A 16303-nucleotide genomic window follows, 5' to 3' on the forward strand; every position below is an offset into this window, starting at 1 on the left:
GTGGATCACATCCGTCGAGGGGACTTGTCGTCGCAGCTCAGGCCGCTGCGGTCAGCGGCTCCAGCGCGGACTGCAGATCGGTGGCCTTGGGCACGCCGGAAATGCGGAACCGTTCCCTGCCCGCGGTGTCGAAGACGAACGTGGTGGGCAGCGACAGCACGTTCAACTCCCGCGCGAGAGCTGGCTCGGCGTCGATGTCCACCTCGATGTCCTGAGGCGGCTGCGGCGATCCCGCGAGCTGGTCGGTGACATTGGCAACCACCCGGCGAACCGCGTCGCACGGTCCGCACCATTCGGCGGAGAAATGCAGGACCGCGGGACCGTCGCCGGTCACCCCGACGGCCGCCAGCAGATCCGCGCGGTCGGACAGGTCGATGCCGTCGGCCGCGCGTACCTTGCCTTCGCGGCGGCGCAGCAGGATGCCCACCGCAAGCGCGGCGAGCAGGACGACTGCCAGGATGGTGACTTGGATCATGGTCGCTGCAATCGGTCGAGGTCGATCGTGACGTTCACGCCCTTGCCCTCCACGACGATCTGACCGCCCTGGGCGGAGACCTTGGTGGGCCGGACGCCGAACGGCAACTCCTTGGTATCGATGGTACGGGTGAACCGGGCCAGCACCGCGGGACGATCGGCCTCGGTGATCACCGCCACAGGCATGGTGTCGGTGCCGGGCGGGCCGCGATAGAAACCCGTCGCCACGATCTTCACCTGATCGCCGTCGAGCGACAGATCGGCCTGCACGCTCACTTTTTCGCCGCTGTACTGCGCGCCGGGCGTCTCGGGCAGGGTGCCGGTGAGCACCAGCGCGCCCGTGGTGGTCATGCCGGAACCACCCGATCCGCCGGTCCCGTCGGACTTGTCCGCCGGCCGCGAATGCACCTGCAGATCGGGGATGGTGAACAGCCTGCCGAGTTCGGTCGGCTCCACCCGCAACCTGCTGTCCACTCGCTCCACGGGGACGCCGCGCAGGCTGCCGTCGACGAGTTCGCCGACCGGGAGCCGCACTCCCGTCAGCGTCGCCTCCAGCGCGGTTTCGCCGGGGATGTCCGCGCGCTTCGCGCGCGCCCGGATCTCCACGTGGTCGTAGCGGCTGTCCCAAGCCTGGCCGAGGAAGGGGAAACCGTGAATCGTCACCTCGGGATCGGCGGTGAGATCGGCGCCGTCGCGCAGCGCGCGGGACACGCGATATTCCGAATAGGCCGCGGTGCTGAAGTCGACGACGACGGCGAAACCCGCCAGACACAGCAGGCCGATGATCAGCTTGCGCATGCTCCCCCGTCTCTCCGGGTCTCGGGCCGCGGCGGCCGGTAGCCGCGCGGCGCGCGTTCGGCTGCCGCGCCGGGCGCCCCGCCGGTGGCGGGCTTGCCCGGTACGTAACCCATGTACGCACCATATCGGTTGGCCCGAGCCGGGCTCGCGGGTGTCCTCCGGTGCGGTCGTGGACCCCGGAATGCGTGGTCATGCCTTGTTACGCGCTAATCTTGCATCCGATTACCTGTGATTAGCGACGCGGCCGCGGCGGTGCTGCCGCATCCGCGTGGCTACGAGATGGGAGGAGGGCCTGTGGAGCTGCTCCTGCTTACCTCCGACCCCAACCCCGAGTCGGTGTTGCCCTCGCTTGCGTTGCTCGCGCACAACGTGCGCCCCGCGCCGACGGAAGTGGCGTCACTGCTCGAGGCAGGCACCGCGGACGTCGCGTTGGTGGACGCGAGAACCGACTTGGCCGCGGCCCGTGGCCTGTGCCGCTTGCTCGGCAGCACCGGGTCCTCGGTGCCGGTCGTCGCGGTGCTCACCGAGGGCGGCCTGGTCGCGGTGAACGCGGACTGGGGGCTCGACGACATCCTGCTGCCCGGTACCGGCCCCGCCGAACTCGACGCCAGATTGCGGCTGCTGGTCGGGCGCAACGGCGGCGTGGCAAGCCCGGAGAACACCGGCAAGATCACGCTCGGCGAGCTGGTGATCGATGAGGGCACCTACACCGCGCGGTTGCGCGGCCGCCCGCTCGACCTCACCTACAAGGAGTTCGAGCTGCTGAAGTATCTCGCGCAGCACGCGGGCCGGGTGTTCACCCGCGCACAGCTGTTGCAGGAGGTGTGGGGTTACGACTTCTTCGGCGGCACCCGCACCGTGGACGTGCACGTGCGGCGCTTGCGCGCCAAACTCGGCACCGAATACGAATCGCTGATCGGCACGGTGCGCAATGTCGGTTACAAGGCCGTGCGCCCGTCGCGCGCGGCGGCCAAGGGCGAGCAGGTGAGCTTCCCGGACGAGGACAACGAGGGCACCGACGACTCCCCGCTCACGCCGGTCAACGGCTCCGCGCAGTAATTCCCGGCGGCTCGCGCAACGGACTCCGAAATGCCGCCCGCCCCTACGACGTTGCCAAGGGCGGACTCCGAGCGGAGTCCGCTGGGCTCGATGAACGGAGGCCGATGAGCGGCGTGACAACACAGTGGACCGATCGTCTCGATGCGGACACCGCGCAGGCGATCACCGATCTGCTGGCGCGTGCGACCGCGGCCGACGGGGTCGCCCCGGTCTCGGAACAGGCCGTGCTGTCGCTCACCTCGGGCGACCACACCGGAGCACGCCATCTGCTCGCTCGGCGCGACGGCGCGATCGCGGGCTACGCGAATCTCGTTCCCGCGCACGGCGACCATCCCGCGATGGCCGAGGTCGCGGTCGATCCGTCGCAGCGCGGCCACGGGGTCGGCGCCGCTCTGGTCCAGGACGCTCTGGCCGAGGGTGGTCCGGACGCGCGGGTCTGGGCGCACGGTGACCGGCCGGCGGCCAAAGCCGTCGCCGCGCGGCTCGGGTTGCGGACCGCGCGTGAGCTCTGGCAGATGCGACGGTCGTTGGCAACTTCTGAGCTACCGGAATTGAGCGTGCCGGACGACATCGTGTTGCGCACCTACGCGGGCCCCGCCGACGACGCGGAATTGCTGCGGGTGAACAGTGCGGCCTTCGCCTGGCATCCCGAACAGGGCGGGTGGACCCGGCGTGACATCGAACTCCGCCGCGCCGAGTCGTGGTTCGATCCGGCGGGCCTGTTCTTGGCATTCGACCCGGCCGCGCCTGGCCGTTTGCTCGGATTCCACTGGACCAAGGTGCATCACGCGGAGAATCCGCCGCTCGGTGAGGTCTACGTGGTCGGTATCGATCCGGCGGCGCAGGGGCGTGGGCTCGGTCGTCTGCTCACTCTCGCCGGTTTGCGTCACCTGCGTGACCGCGGCTTGGCCGAGGTGTTGCTCTACACCGAGGCCGACAATGCGGCCGCGGTGCGAACCTATACCCGGCTCGGATTCGCCCCCGCACACGTCGACGTCGCCTACGCCGCGGCGGATGCTGAATAACAGACGGCAGAACGGGTGTCCGCGAGTAAAACTGGGGCAAACGTCACATCTACCGGGTGCAATCGCGCCGGGCTGTTCACTCTCCGTTCACTCAGGTCGGTCCAACTGTCAACCACGTGACTTTAGGTTGAGTGAGGGCAGCACACTGCTGCCTGGTGCGCAAGTTCCCCGCGAACAGCACCACAGCACCCGTCCGGGCCGGTGAGGGACCGGACGAGTTGGACGCCCTTCCGGAGGAATAGTGAATCTCAAGCGCAGCAGCGCCCTCGTCGGCGTGCTGGCCGTCGGCGCCATGACGTTGGCCGCCTGTGGCAGCGACGACAACACCGCGACCGACTCGAGCAACGTGGCGAAGGTCGACGTCGCCTGCGGCGGCAAGGAGGCCCTCAAGGCCAGCGGTTCCTCGGCGCAGAAGAACGCGATGGAGCGCTTCATCGCCGCGTACGAGAAGAACTGCGACGGTTCCACGCTCAACTACACCTCCAGCGGCTCCGGTGCCGGTGTTAGCGAATTCCTCGGTGCCCAGACCGATTTCGGTGGCTCCGACTCGCCGCTGAGCGCGAAGAAGGACGAGCCGAAGAAGGCCGCCGACCGCTGCGCCTCGCCCGCGTGGAACCTGCCGACCGTGTTCGGCCCGGTCGCGATCACCTACAACATCGATGGCGTCGCCGATCTCGCGCTGGACGGCCCGACCGCCGCCAAGATCTTCAACGGCTCCGTGACAACCTGGGATGCCCCGGAGATCAAGGCGCTGAACCCGAACGCCAAGCTGCCGTCCGAGCCGATCGCCGTGATCTTCCGCAGCGACGAGTCGGGCACCACCGACAACTTCCAGCTCTACCTGGACTCCGCCTCCGACGGCGCCTGGGGCAAGGGCGCGGGCAAGGCCTTCAACGGTGGCGTCGGCGCGGGCTCGAAGGGCAACGAGGGCACCTCGGGCGCGGTGAAGACCACCAAGAACTCGATCACCTACAACGAGTGGTCCTTCGCGAAGGCGCAGAACCTGTCGATCGCGCGCATCATCACCTCGGCGAGCAAGGACCCGGTGACGCTGAGCGTCGCGTCGGCGAGCAAGGCGATCGAGTCTGCGAAGATCTCCGGCCAAGGCAACGACCTGGTCATCGACACCTCCTCGTTCTACAAGCCGTCGGTGGCGGGCGCGTACCCGATCGTCATGCCGACCTACGAGATCGTGTGCTCGAAGTACTCCGACGCCGCCACGTCGAAGGCGGTCAAGGCCTTCCTCACCTCGGCGGTCACCAACGGCCAGCAGGGCTTGGACGAGGCCGGGTACATCCCGATCCCGGAGCAGTTCAAGACCAAGCTGACCACCGCCATCAACGCCATCTCCTGATAGCAGTCCCCACATGACCGTGCACGACGAGGTTGCCGCCGCTGGTCCGTCGGATTCGACCGACCAGCGAGCAGGCGGAGATACTGCGCTCATGCCGAGCAAGCCGAGCAACGATCCGGCCGCGAAGAGGGCCCGTCCGCAGCACAGCCAGCGAGCGGAGATCATCTTCCGCTCCCTGGCGACGGCGGCCGGTGCGATCATCGTCGCCGCCATCGCGCTGATCGCACTGTTCCTGCTCATCCGAGCGGTGCCGTCGGTGCTGGCGAACGAGGCGAACTTCTTCACCAGCACCGACTTCAACACCTCGGACGCCAACCACCTGCGGTTCGGCATCCGGGACCTGTTCATGGTCACGGTGCTGAGTTCGATCTTCGCACTGGTGCTCGCCGTTCCGATCGGCATCGGCATCGCGCTGTTTCTGACGCACTACGCGCCGAAGACGCTGGCGCGGCCGTTCTCGGTGGTCGTCGATCTGCTCGCGGCGGTGCCCTCGATCGTGTTCGGTCTCTGGGGAATCCTGGTGCTCGCTCCGCAACTGGAGCCGGTCCAGACCTTCCTGAACGACAACCTGGGATGGCTGTTCCTGTTCTCGGACGGCAATATCCCGCTGGCCAGCGGCGGCACGATCTTCACCGCGGGCGTCGTGCTCGCGGTGATGATCCTGCCGATCATCACGTCGGTCAGCCGTGAGGTGTTCAACCTCACCCCGCGCGCCCACATCGAGGCGGCGCAGGCGCTCGGCGCGACGAAATGGGAAGTCGTGCGGATGACGGTGCTGCCGTACGGCCGCAGCGGCATGATCGCGGGCGCAATGCTCGGCCTCGGCCGTGCGCTCGGCGAGACGATCGCCGTGCTGATCGTGCTGAAGACGGCCGCGCAGCCGGGACAGTGGTCGGTGTTCGACGGCGGCTACACCTTCGCCTCCAAAATCGCCTCGGCCGCGGCGGAGTTCAGCGCTCCGCTGCCGACCGGCGCGTACATCGCGGCGGGCTTCGTCCTGTTCGCGCTGACCTTCGTCGTGAATGCGCTGGCTCGACTCGCCGCGGGCGGAAGGGTGAACGGGTGATGACCACCTCGACTCTGGACCGGCCGATCAAGCCGCCCACCTTCCGGGACGTGAGCCTGTCGCGCCGGATTCGAAACAACCTCGCGACCGGGTTGGTCTGGCTGGCGTTCGGCATCGCGCTCGTGCCACTGGCGTGGGTCCTGATCATGGTGATCACCAAGGGCTTCAGCGCCGTGGTCCGGGCCAACTGGTGGCAGAACTCGCTGAAGGGCGTGCTGCCCAATCAGGTCGCGGGCGGCGTCTACCACGCCATCTACGGCACCATCGCCCAGTCGCTGGTCGCGACGGTCATCGCGGTGCCGCTCGGCATCATGGCCGCGGTGTACCTGGTCGAGTACGGCCGTGGCGTGCTGGCCAAGACCACGACCTTCATGGTCGACATCCTGGCCGGCGTGCCGTCGATCGTCGCGGCGCTGTTCATCTTCGCGCTGTGGATCGCGACGCTCGGGTTCCCGCAGAGCTCGCTCGCGGTGTCCCTGGCGTTGGTGCTGCTCATGCTGCCGGTGGTCGTGCGCAGCACCGAGGAAATGCTCAAACTGGTGCCCGACGAACTACGCGAAGCGTCCTACGCGCTGGGTATCCCGAAGTGGAAGACCATCGTGCGGATCGTGGTGCCGACCGCCCTGCCCGGCATGATCAGCGGCATCCTGCTCGCCATCGCCAGGGTGATGGGCGAGACCGCTCCCGTGCTGGTGCTGGTCGGCTACAGCAAGTCGATCAACACGAACATCTTCGACGGCAACATGGCGTCGCTGCCGCTGTTGATCTACCAGGAGCTGGCCAACCCCGAAGCCGCCGGACGCGAGCGAGTCTGGGGCGCGGCTTTGACCCTCATCATCATCATCGCCTTCCTGTACCTCGCGGCTGCGGTCCTCAACCGCCTGCTCACCCGGAACCGATAGAAGCGGAACGGATTACCGACAATGGCCAAGCGGATCGACGTCAAAGATCTGAACATCTACTACGGCAAGTTCCATGCCGTGTCCGATGTCTCGCTGACCGTGCTGCCGCGCAGCGTGACCGCCTTCATCGGTCCCTCGGGTTGTGGCAAGTCCACCGTGCTGCGTTCGCTCAACCGCATGCACGAGGTAACCCCGAACGCCAGGGTCGAGGGCGCGGTGCTGCTCGACGGTGAGGACATCTACGGCACCCAGGTCGACCCGGTGGGCGTGCGCCGCACGATCGGCATGGTCTTCCAGCGGCCCAACCCGTTTCCCACCATGTCCATCAAGGACAACGTGGTCGCGGGCCTGAAGCTGCAAGGCGTGCGCAACAAGAAGGAACTCGACGAGGTGGCCGAGCGCTCGCTGCGCGGCGCCAACCTGTGGAACGAGGTGAAGGACCGCCTTGACAAGCCGGGCGGCGGTCTCTCCGGCGGTCAGCAGCAGCGTCTGTGCATCGCGCGCGCCATCGCCGTGTCGCCCGACGTGCTGCTCATGGACGAGCCCTGCTCGGCGCTCGACCCGATCTCCACCCTGGCGATCGAGGACCTGATCACCGAGCTGAAGAAGGAATTCACCATCGTCATCGTCACCCACAACATGCAGCAGGCCGCGCGCGTGAGTGACCAGACCGGCTTCTTCAACCTGGAGGCCCAGGGCAAGCCGGGCAAGCTGATCGAGATCGACGACACCGAGAAGATCTTCTCCAATCCGTCGCAGAAGGCCACGGAAGACTACATCTCCGGCCGTTTCGGCTGATCCGGCCGCCGAGCGGCTTCGATCGGCACGGTCAGAAGAAGGCCCTGGGTAGCGAGTCGGCTACCCAGGGCCTTTCTCCATTCGGAACAGGAAATGCTGATCTACAGGTCTGGCGGTGTCTCGAACAGCGGCGTCTGCGCCGCTTCTACTCGACGGGTGTGTTCCGCATCCGATTGCCGATTCGCCATGTGTCCTCCGAGCAAACCGGTACTCGCGGGCGCGGTCGACGGTGAGTTGGGCGCGGAAGTGCTGCTGGGCGCGGCGGGTTCGGTACCGGTGTAGCTCGCCTGCCGGACGGACGCAGGCTGTTGCTCCGGCTTCGTTTCCGTGCCCTGCGCCGGATTCGGATTTCCGGTCTTGCTGTCGTCGGCCTTCGAAGCCGGGTCATCCGCCTTCGGATCGGTGGCTTTCGCGTTCGGATCGGCTTTGGAGGGCTGGTCGGTCGTGGAATCGTCGGAGGCTTTGTCCGCTGCCGGTGTGCCGTCTTTGGCGGGCTCACTCGTGGACGGTGAGTCCGCGGGCGTACCGTCGGCCGCCTGGTCGACGCTGGTGATCACCGTATCGGCGGCCTTCGCGAAGTTCTCCGCGGCCGAGCCTGCGGAGTCGATCAGGCCCTTTCCCGCCTCGCCGCCCGCTTTGATGATGTCGTCGAGATCGTCGTCGAGCTTGCCGACGGACTCGATCAACGTCGGCACATCTCCGGTGATCCCGCCCACCGCGGTGATAAGACTCGTCACATCCGAGGGTGTCCAGGAATTCGGGTCGCCGGCGGGACCGGTGGAACCGGACGACTTGGAGTCGTCGCTCTTCTCGCCCTTGTCTTCGCCGCTGCTCTTGTCCTTGCCGCTGCTCTTGTCTTCGCCGGTGCTCTTGTCTTCGCCGGTGCTCTTGTCGCCGTCGTCGCTCTTGTCCTCGCCCGACTTCGACTTATCGGTCTCGTCTTCGCCGGTGGACTGCTCCTCGGCGATCGGATTCGCCTGCGGCGTGCCCGCGGGAGTGGTGGAAGGGTCGGTCGGGTCCTCGTCGGTGTTGCTATCGGACTGCCGGCTGTACACCGCGAGCGTCGGATCCGTCTGCTCGCCGCTGTCGAGCGGGTCACCGTCGCCGAGCTGGTCACTGCGGGCACGCACATTACCGCTGGCCTGCTCGATCTTGGTGGCGACGTCCGATTGGGTGCCGAGCAGCTCGTTCAGCGCCGTGGTGACGGCGGTTTGGTGGGTGTACTGCGAGTCGCCGTCGTCGTCCGCGACGTCCGGCCCTGGAGTGACCTGCCAGTCCTCGGAGACGGTGAATCCCGCCGCGACGGCCTGGTCGACCTTGTCCAGCAAAGCTTGGCGGAACCCGGCCAGACTGGTGCCGCTGTCAATCAACGTCTGCGCGAGTTCCTCGGTATCCAGCGCCACTTTGTTCGCCGCGTCGCGGTCACCGGCTATCCGGTCGTAGGCCGCGTAATAGGCATCGCCACTCCAATGCGCGCCTGCCGCACGAATCTGCGTCACCGTTTCATCGATCAGCGATACGAATTCGCCATTGCGAGTCCGTATTTCCGTTCCGGCTTCGCCCAGTTTCCACGGTTGCCATTCCGACCGGACCTGACTCAGCGTGGGCGTCGAATTCGTCGTCCTCACAGCTGCGCGCCCATCGCCTCGAGGCCATCGCGAAACTGCTGGTCGGACACCTCGTAGTTCGCGGCGCCGCCTTTGGCGATGTTGGAAATCCGTTTACACCGCATGGCCATGCGCCGCCACGCGTCTTCGACATTCGCACCCGCCGCCGAGCACACTTCGCTCAATGCCGAACCGGGCAGCACATTACCGAGCGCGTCCGTAGTGGTACGCACCGTCAAACCGCCGATATTGCCGCCGATTTGATCCATCGACGCGGCCAACGCGCGCAGCTCTGCTGGATCGACGTTCATGACGCCCCCCTTCATACCGGATCCCCTCCGGCGTAACGCTATACCGGAGCAATCCCGCCCCGCGCGGCTAAATCTATCATTTACCGCCCGCGAAACGTCAAGCCCGGCAAGCCTTTCGGTTACCCTTCGGCATCCGGGTCAGGGGGGAGGACGCCGGTCACCAGGAAGATGACCCGCCGGCCGATTTCGACGGCGTGGTCGGCGAAGCGCTCGTAGTAGCGGCCGAGCAGTGTGACGTCGACGGCGGCGGCTACGCCGTACTTCCACTCACGGTCCATCAGCAGCGTGAAGAGGTGACGATGCAGGTCGTCCATCGCCTCGTCGTCCTCGTTCAGCTGTGCCGCGCGCTCGGGGTCGCGGGTCTCCAGCACCTCTCGCGCACCGGCCCCCATGTTCACCGCGATGCGGCCCATCTCGGCGAAGTAGCCGTTGACGGCTTCCGGTAGCGCGTGGTTCGGATGACGCCTGCGTGCAACCTTGGCTACGTGCAGCGCGAGCGCGCCCATCCGATTCACGTCGGCGACGATCTGGATCGTGCTCACTACTTGCCGCAGGTCGCCTGCCACCGGCGCCTGCAACGCGAGCAGGGCGAAGGCCTTCTCCTCGGCGTCCTGGATCAGCTCCGCGATCCGGTCGGATTCACCGATCACCTGCTCCGCCAGGGCGAGGTCCGCCTGGAGCAAGGCTTGGGTCGCCCGCTCCATGGCCGAGCCGGCAACGCCGGCCATCTCACCCAGCAGGTGGGCGAGCTCGGCCATTTGCTCGTTGTAGATGACACGCATGGAACCTGACCCTAGTTCGCCACGCTGACCAAGTCACGAACGCCGAGTGAATGACCGGTGTGCATCATTAGCGCGCCGGTTGCCCTTGACGGGTCAACAACCGGAATTCGCCGGACCCGGGACGGCGACATCGCGGCAATTTGTGACCTGCGTCGCATGCTCGCCGCGGGGTATCCGGCCCTACTTGCAGATGTCCTCGGCCGCGTTGACGTGTTCCAGGTCCGAGGGCAGTACGGTCGGCGTCGAATCCTTCGGGGTGCTCGTCACCACGTTGGTGATCTCGTCACCCACCGGCGTCGGCGCCTTCACGACGACGCCGTTCGCCGAGTCGCCTCCGATGACGACCTCGACGATGCCGCCGAGATCGTCGGCGGCCTCGATGGTCGCGCCGGGAATGGAGCTGGCCACGGTGGCTGCCTCGGCTTCCAGGCCCGCGGCGTAGCGGACCTTCGTCGTCGCTGAAGTGCCGTTGGCATAATTTCCGGTGTTGTAGATCGTGAAGCCCTGGTTGCCGAGCTTGGTGGCGGCCGTGCGCGCCAGACCTTCGACCCCGGAGCCATTGGACACCAGCAGCGAGACGGTGGAGGGGTCCACCGCCCGGTACTTCGTCGGTGTCGCCGCGGCCTGGGTGGGGACGGGCGCGTTCGCTTGGGCGGTCGGCTTCTCGCCCGGCAGTGGCTGATCGTCGCGGATCGCCTTGAAGATCGCCTTGATGTCGGATTCGCGGGGAATTTCGTTGCCGTAGGGGGTGGTGCCCGCAGTCGGGACGGTGATGAAGGTGACCGCGCCGGCATCGATCTTCTGCAGTGATCGTCCCAACCTCAGCAGGTCGTCGGGTTCGACCTTCTGGACCCAGGTGTGCTTGCTGAACGCGTCGATGAAGCCCTTCAACTTGCCCGGATTGAACAGCACCTTGCTGGACAGCGTGCCGCGCAGCAGCGAAGCGAGGAAGCGTTGCTGCCGGTTGATGCGGTCGTAGTCGCTGCGTTCCTCACCGTAGACATGCCTGGCGCGCACATAGTTCAGGGCGGTTTGGCCGTCGATGCGCTGTTTGCCCGGGTGTTCGAGGATGGTGCCGAGCACGTCGTCCACGAGCGGCTTGGACGCGCAGACCTCGACGCCATCGATTTGGTTGACCATCGACTCGAAACCGGCGAAGTCGATGCCGATGAAGTGATTGATCGACGCGCCGGTGAGGCGCTGAATCGTGGAGACGAGGCACATCGGGCCGCCGAGGTTGTAGACGGCGTTGAGCTTGTCGCCTATGGCCGACGGGAACTTCTCGTCGGAGTATGCGTTTTTTTCGTTGTCCCATCCATTGCACTGGGGCCTGGTCACGTCCAGGTCGCGCGGGAAGGATACTACGACGACCCGACTCCGGTCCTTAGGGATGTGGACCAGCATGGTGGTGTCTGCACGGGCGCCTTCGGCGTCGTCCAAAGTGCCCGCGCCGAGCTGACCGTTGGCCCCTGCGCGGGTGTCGGTGCCGACGAGCAGGTAGTTCTCGTCGCCGAGCTGAGCACCGGAATCGACGATGTCCTCCGAGTTCTCGTCGAGGGCGTTGACCTGGGTGAAGCCGTCTGTCGTCGACCGCAGGTAGCTCCAGCCGCCGCCGGTGACCAGCAATGCGACGACGGCGCACACTGCGCCCCCCGCCCGTCCCGTGGCCCGCAGACGCTTGTTGCGGCGCTCCCGGGAGGCCTCCAGGCGGGTCTGTGCGGAGGTGCCGACCGTCTTCGGCTTGGCGTCCTTGCCCTCCTTGGTGGGCCAGCCCACGCCCTTGCGCTTGGCACGCGTCTGCTCTTCGAGCGGGGGAAGGATGTCGGTGACCTCTTCGGCCTGCTCCGGTTCGGGACGCGCGACCGGCGCTACAGGAGCGGAGCGCTCGGCGGGGCGACGGTTCGCGGGACGGGCGGCCGGTGTGGCGCCCGTGATGTCCTGGACCACCGGCGAGCTGCCGGTCTGGCGTGGCGGCGCATCGGGGGCACGCCGGGGACCGGCTGCGGCCCCTCGGCCGTTGGCGGCGGCGGGCCGGTTCGCGGGCGGATCGGCCGGGTGCCGGGGAGCTTCCTGCGGCGGCTCGGCGCGGGTGCCCCGTTGCGGCGGGTGGCCCGCCTGCGGCGGTACCGGCTCGGGGCGGCGCGTCCGGTTCTGCGGGGCACCCGCACCCGGTGGCGCGGGCTCGGCACGGCGTCCTCGGCCGGGCGCGGCGGCCTGGTCGGGCGGGGTGGGTTCCGCGCGGCGTCCTCGGCTGGGTGCGGCGCCCGGGTCCGGCGGCGCGGGCTCGGCGCGACGGCCTCGGCGGCCACTGCGTTCGTTGTCGACCCGCTGGACCAGATCCTGGACCGTCAGGGGCGCGGAACTCTGGTCCGGAGTGGCGTCGGTATGGCGTGAACGACGAGACGTGCGAGCGGCGTCTCCTTCGGAGCTGTCCGCCGCGGGATACCGCTCCCACGGGGCGCGACCTCCGGGCCGTGGCGAACGCCCGTGCCGATCGTCACCCACCAACGAACCTCGCTTTTCGTCCTGCTTTTCCGCTCGGTCACACTCGACCGGCGGCACCGATTCCGCAATGATAACGATTCCGCCACGGGGGGCCACCCCACCGAGAAATCGAACAGGTCACAGCTGTTTCGGCCACGTCGTTCGCTGCGCGGTTGCCCGATCAGCCGCCACTGTGCATCACATCGGCCGCGCGTGGCACCGCGGGATCGTCCGGGTCGTCGAGCCAGCCGTGCGGCAGCGCGACCTTGCCCGGCGAGCCCTGACGCCCGCGTGGGCCCTCCGCGTCCTTGGGGAAGGGCGCGGTCGGATCGAGCTGCCCGACAAGATCTTCCAGCCGAGCGAGGCTGTCCACGGTGGCGAACGCGCGACGTAGGTCGGCGCCGACCGGGAAGCCCATCAAATACCAGGCCATGTGCTTGCGCAGGTCACGCATGGCCTTGTCCTCTCCGAGGTGCTCGGACAGCAGCGCCCCGTGCCGGTACAGCACGGCGCCGACCCGGCCCAGATCGGGCGCGGCGGGCAGCGGCTCCCCGCGCAGCGCCGCCTGCAGTTCGGCGAACAGCCACGGCCTGCCCAGGCAGCCGCGGCCGACGACCACGCCGTCGCACCCGGTCTCGTCCATCATGCGGACCGCGTCGTCCGCCGAGAAGATGTCGCCGTTGCCGAGGACCGGGATCGAGGTGACGGCCTCTTTGAGCCGGGCGATCGCGGTCCAGTCGGCCTCGCCGGAGTAGCGCTGCGCAGCCGTGCGGGCGTGCAACGCGACCGCCCGCGCGCCTTCGGCTTCCGCGATGCGTCCCGCGTCCAGATAGGTGCGGTGGTCGTCATCGATGCCGATGCGAAACTTCAGGGTGATCGGGACCCCCGCCGGTTCCGCAGCCCTCACCATGGCGCGCACGATGTGCCGGAACAGCGTCCGCTTGTACGGCAGGGCGGCGCCGCCGCCGAGCCGGGTGACCTTGGGCACGGGGCAGCCGAGGTTGAGGTCGATGTGGTCGGCCCAGCCCTCGCCGACGATGATGCGCACCGCTTCGCCGAGCGTGTCCGGGTCGACGCCGTAGAGCTGCATCGAGCGGGGATGTTCGTCGGCATCGAAGGACATCATGTGCAGCGTCTTCTCGTTGCGCTCGACCACCGCTCGCGCGGTGATCATCTCGCACACGTAGATCGAGGTAGGGCTGCCGAATTCCCGGCACAACTTGCGGAACGCCAGATTCGTGATGCCCGCCATCGGCGCGAGCACGACCGGCGGATCGACCGGATACGGCCCGATCCGCAGCTTCGCCATCGCCTCGGTAGTCATCGTCACGCCGACCAGTGTCTCATTTCCGCACGTGAGTCGGCCGGAGCGGGTCGTAGCGCGGCGCGGCACCGTGCCGTTCATACAACCGCCGCCGCCCTCGGACTCCGGGGCGGCGGCGTGCTGTATCCCGGGCGCTCAGCCTACGGAGCTGCCCGCCATCTGACGGTCGCGCTTGGCGGCCTCGCGGGCCAGCATCCGGTCCCGCTGTTCCTCGAACTTGACGACGTCCTTGCTCAGCTTGTCCAGGAAAAGGCCGAGGCGCTCACGGACCGCCTCGCCGCGGGCGGTGAAGTCGCTGCGCTCGAAGATGTTCCACTTCTTCAGCACCGGCTGGACGACCTCTTCCAGGTGCTGGCGCAGATCGTAGATGCCGTGCTTGGCCATCAGCACGCCGTTGCGGCGGAAGTTGGGCATGCCGGCGCCCGGCATCTGGAAGTTCTCCAGGATCAGGGTGATCGCCTCGATGGCCTGGTCAGGGGCCAGGTCGAGGGCGGCGCCGCACATGTTGCGGTAGAAGATCATGTGCAAGTTCTCGTCGGCGGCGACGCGCTGCAGCATGCGGTCGGCGATCGGGTCGTCACAGACCTTGCCGGTGTTGCGGTGGCTGACCCGGGTGGCGAGTTCCTGGAAGGTGACGTACGCGACGGAATGCAGGAAGCCCGCGTCGGCTTCGGCAGGGGAGGCGAAGCCGTTGGTCATGTGGACCATCCTGGCTTCCTCGAGGGCGACCGGATCGACGCCGCGGGTCACTACCAGGTAGTCCCGCATCACGATGCCGTGGCGGTTCTCCTCGGCGGTCCAGCGGCCCACCCAGGTGCCCCATGCGCCATCCTGAGAGAAATTCTCGGCGATCTCGCGGTGATAGGAGGGCAGGTTGTCCTCGGTGAGCAGATTGGTGACCATGGCAGCCTTCGCGACCTCGTTGAGCCGGGACTGCTCCGGATCCCAGTCCACCCCACCGAGTGCCGCGAAATTGCGGCCGTCGTCCCACGGGACGTAGTCGTGCGGATGCCATTCCTTTGCCATGGAGAGGTGCCGGTTGACGTTTTCTTCGGCAACCGGCTCCAACTCCGTCAGAAGCTCGAGTTGAGTCAGATCCCTTGCCATGTATGAACCCTTCAGTGTGTGCTTCCGGTCGTGCAGGTCATCCCAAGGTAGACCGATACCGTTGCGGCCATACCTTACGGCACCGTAGGTGTGATGCGAAACGCATCCGTTAGACGATCGATGCCCTGGTGATCCACCACATACGACGTCTTCGCCGTTCAGTGATCCACACGAGTGTATGGGTTCTTCCTGTGAACGAGAGGACTATCGACGCGGGGTTCGCGCCGTTAGCGGGAGGTGGGGAATCGCACAATCCGCCGCCGCGCCGACAATGAATCGAGTACCCAGCGCTCGCGCGTGTCGAACATGGCGCGCCGAACCCACCTGCCTGCGCCCGGGTGAGCCGGTCTCCTGGAAGACCACGGTCAGGAGCCCGCGTCGCATGGTCCGGCGATCGCCTCGGTCGGGCGGCGAGCAAGTCGCGGTGGCCGAAACCGGCATGCGTCGCCCGAGCGCCACCCATCCCTGTCTCATGGGCGTGGACGCCTGTCCTGCTCCGGCCCCGCACAATCACGTCGGCGTACTTTCGGGCACGGTCTGCGGTGGATCGCGCGTACTCGGACGGTCCCTTACTTCTGTCGACGCATACTTCTGTCGACCCAGCGCCTCTGTAACTCGGGCGGCGCATATGGACAGCGGAAGTCCGCCGCACCGGACCGGCTTCCCGGCGTCGCCGGGTCATCCAATGCGATCGACCACGTGGCCGCACAGGGCGGCATGCACGCCGAGATGCGCGTCGCGATCTGCGCGATCGGCACCGGCCCCTGAATTGACTATGTCCTTTGTCACAATCCGACCGGTCGCACTGGGCGTCTCGTGGTCCACGTCGTGGGCAGGCCTATGACTCTGTCTCGTCGTATCCGCTCTCCAGCCGAGGCGTCCGCGATCCCTCGCATGGCGGTCCACCTTCTCCGCCGCATAAGGACGTAAGGAAAGGAGTCGTCGAACGGCTTGTCGGCCGAGGCGCCGAGTTCGGCTCCGATGATCTCGAAGCATTGTGCGCGACATCGGAGAGCGGAGCCTCGACGCGGCGTGTCCTGGCCGGTATAACCGGTGCTTCACCGCATAGAACTCCGCGAAACAGGTCGGGGGGGGGGGGGGGGGGGGGGGGGGGCCCCGGGGGCCCCCCCGGGGGGGGGGGCCCCCCCCCCCGGGGGTAAAATTAGGTGGGGTAAGAAAAAAACAGATGTGGGGGGGGGGGGGAGGGTGGTG

The 16303-nt window shown here is 67.4% G+C and carries 14 protein-coding genes; 6 read left to right on the forward strand and 8 right to left on the reverse strand.

Translation table 11 applies throughout. The features are described from left to right. Nucleotides 1-37: 37 nt before the first annotated feature. Entirely contained in the window at nt 38-475 is a 438-nt protein-coding gene (locus ACGF7Y_RS17100; protein ID WP_393234626.1) for a thioredoxin family protein, read from the reverse strand. Beyond that, nucleotides 472-1272, reverse strand: coding sequence for an LmeA family phospholipid-binding protein (locus tag ACGF7Y_RS17105; RefSeq protein WP_393234627.1), 801 nt, complete (start codon nt 1270-1272; stop codon nt 472-474). Before ACGF7Y_RS17105 ends, ACGF7Y_RS17100 begins: the two co-directional genes overlap by 4 nt. Nucleotides 1273-1566: 294 nt before the next feature. Here ACGF7Y_RS17105 and ACGF7Y_RS17110 point away from each other — a divergent pair, with 294 nt between their 5' ends. The 6 genes from ACGF7Y_RS17110 (at nt 1567) to pstB (ending at nt 7476) form a co-directional block, all read left to right on the forward strand. Next, nucleotides 1567-2331: a response regulator transcription factor gene (locus ACGF7Y_RS17110; RefSeq protein ID WP_040864770.1), complete on the forward strand. Its 765-nt coding sequence runs from the start codon at nt 1567-1569 to the stop codon at nt 2329-2331. A gap of 104 nt (nt 2332-2435) precedes the next feature. Next, nucleotides 2436-3356 (forward strand): mycothiol synthase, encoded by a 921-nt coding sequence (gene mshD, locus ACGF7Y_RS17115; protein ID WP_393234630.1) that lies wholly within the window; start codon nt 2436-2438, stop codon nt 3354-3356. Nucleotides 3357-3597: 241 nt separating this feature from the next. Further along, the gene (pstS, locus tag ACGF7Y_RS17120; RefSeq protein ID WP_393234632.1) at nt 3598-4710 is read left to right on the forward strand and encodes a phosphate ABC transporter substrate-binding protein PstS; all 1113 of its coding nucleotides are present in this window, start codon (nt 3598-3600) and stop codon (nt 4708-4710) included. A gap of 91 nt (nt 4711-4801) precedes the next feature. Then, a complete protein-coding gene (pstC, locus tag ACGF7Y_RS17125) occupies nt 4802-5776 on the forward strand; it encodes a phosphate ABC transporter permease subunit PstC (protein WP_393234635.1) in 975 nt (324 codons plus the stop codon). Further along, a complete protein-coding gene (gene pstA, locus ACGF7Y_RS17130) occupies nt 5776-6678 on the forward strand; it encodes a phosphate ABC transporter permease PstA (protein ID WP_393234638.1) in 903 nt (300 codons plus the stop codon). Before pstC ends, pstA begins: the two co-directional genes overlap by 1 nt. 21 nt (nt 6679-6699) lie before the next feature. Next, on the forward strand, nt 6700-7476 hold the full coding sequence (pstB, locus tag ACGF7Y_RS17135) for a phosphate ABC transporter ATP-binding protein PstB (protein ID WP_039795034.1): 777 nt from the start codon (nt 6700-6702) through the stop codon (nt 7474-7476). A 101-nt stretch (nt 7477-7577) separates the two neighbouring features. Here the strand turns inward: pstB and ACGF7Y_RS17140 are convergent, their stop codons facing one another. From ACGF7Y_RS17140 to ACGF7Y_RS17165, 6 genes are all read right to left on the reverse strand, one after another. After that, complete coding sequence (locus ACGF7Y_RS17140) at nt 7578-8975, reverse strand: hypothetical protein (protein ID WP_393234640.1); 1398 nt, start codon at nt 8973-8975, stop codon at nt 7578-7580. Nucleotides 8976-9100: 125 nt separating this feature from the next. After that, nucleotides 9101-9394, reverse strand: coding sequence for a type VII secretion target (locus ACGF7Y_RS17145; RefSeq protein WP_040864751.1), 294 nt, complete (start codon nt 9392-9394; stop codon nt 9101-9103). Nucleotides 9395-9513: 119 nt separating this feature from the next. Then, nucleotides 9514-10176, reverse strand: coding sequence for a phosphate signaling complex protein PhoU (gene phoU, locus ACGF7Y_RS17150; protein WP_063053652.1), 663 nt, complete (start codon nt 10174-10176; stop codon nt 9514-9516). Between the two features lie 180 nt (nt 10177-10356). Continuing rightward, nucleotides 10357-12681 (reverse strand): LCP family protein, encoded by a 2325-nt coding sequence (locus ACGF7Y_RS17155; RefSeq protein ID WP_393234643.1) that lies wholly within the window; start codon nt 12679-12681, stop codon nt 10357-10359. A 160-nt stretch (nt 12682-12841) separates the two neighbouring features. Next, the gene (gene dusB / locus ACGF7Y_RS17160) at nt 12842-13969 is read right to left on the reverse strand and encodes a tRNA dihydrouridine synthase DusB (RefSeq protein ID WP_393234686.1); all 1128 of its coding nucleotides are present in this window, start codon (nt 13967-13969) and stop codon (nt 12842-12844) included. Between the two features lie 150 nt (nt 13970-14119). Next, nucleotides 14120-15091: an acyl-ACP desaturase gene (locus tag ACGF7Y_RS17165; RefSeq protein WP_393234646.1), complete on the reverse strand. Its 972-nt coding sequence runs from the start codon at nt 15089-15091 to the stop codon at nt 14120-14122. Nucleotides 15092-16303: the final 1212 nt, after the last annotated feature.

Source organism: Nocardia sp. NPDC047654 (assembly GCF_043205035.1).
Taxonomy (GTDB): domain Bacteria; phylum Actinomycetota; class Actinomycetes; order Mycobacteriales; family Mycobacteriaceae; genus Nocardia.

Bases quoted from the DNA above. Each gene is read 5' to 3' on its own strand.
- ACGF7Y_RS17100 (WP_393234626.1), bottom strand. From the start codon at position 475: ATGATCCAAGTCACCATCCTGGCAGTCGTCCTGCTCGCCGCGCTTGCG.
- ACGF7Y_RS17105 (WP_393234627.1), bottom strand. From the start codon at position 1,272: ATGCGCAAGCTGATCATCGGCCTGCTGTGTCTGGCGGGTTTCGCCGTC.
- mshD (WP_393234630.1), top strand. From the start codon at position 2,436: ATGAGCGGCGTGACAACACAGTGGACCGATCGTCTCGATGCGGACACC.
- pstC (WP_393234635.1), top strand. From the start codon at position 4,802: ATGCCGAGCAAGCCGAGCAACGATCCGGCCGCGAAGAGGGCCCGTCCG.
- pstA (WP_393234638.1), top strand. From the start codon at position 5,776: ATGACCACCTCGACTCTGGACCGGCCGATCAAGCCGCCCACCTTCCGG.
- pstB (WP_039795034.1), top strand. From the start codon at position 6,700: ATGGCCAAGCGGATCGACGTCAAAGATCTGAACATCTACTACGGCAAG.
- ACGF7Y_RS17145 (WP_040864751.1), bottom strand. From the start codon at position 9,394: ATGAACGTCGATCCAGCAGAGCTGCGCGCGTTGGCCGCGTCGATGGAT.
- phoU (WP_063053652.1), bottom strand. From the start codon at position 10,176: ATGCGTGTCATCTACAACGAGCAAATGGCCGAGCTCGCCCACCTGCTG.
- dusB (WP_393234686.1), bottom strand. From the start codon at position 13,969: ATGGCGAAGCTGCGGATCGGGCCGTATCCGGTCGATCCGCCGGTCGTG.
- ACGF7Y_RS17165 (WP_393234646.1), bottom strand. From the start codon at position 15,091: ATGGCAAGGGATCTGACTCAACTCGAGCTTCTGACGGAGTTGGAGCCG.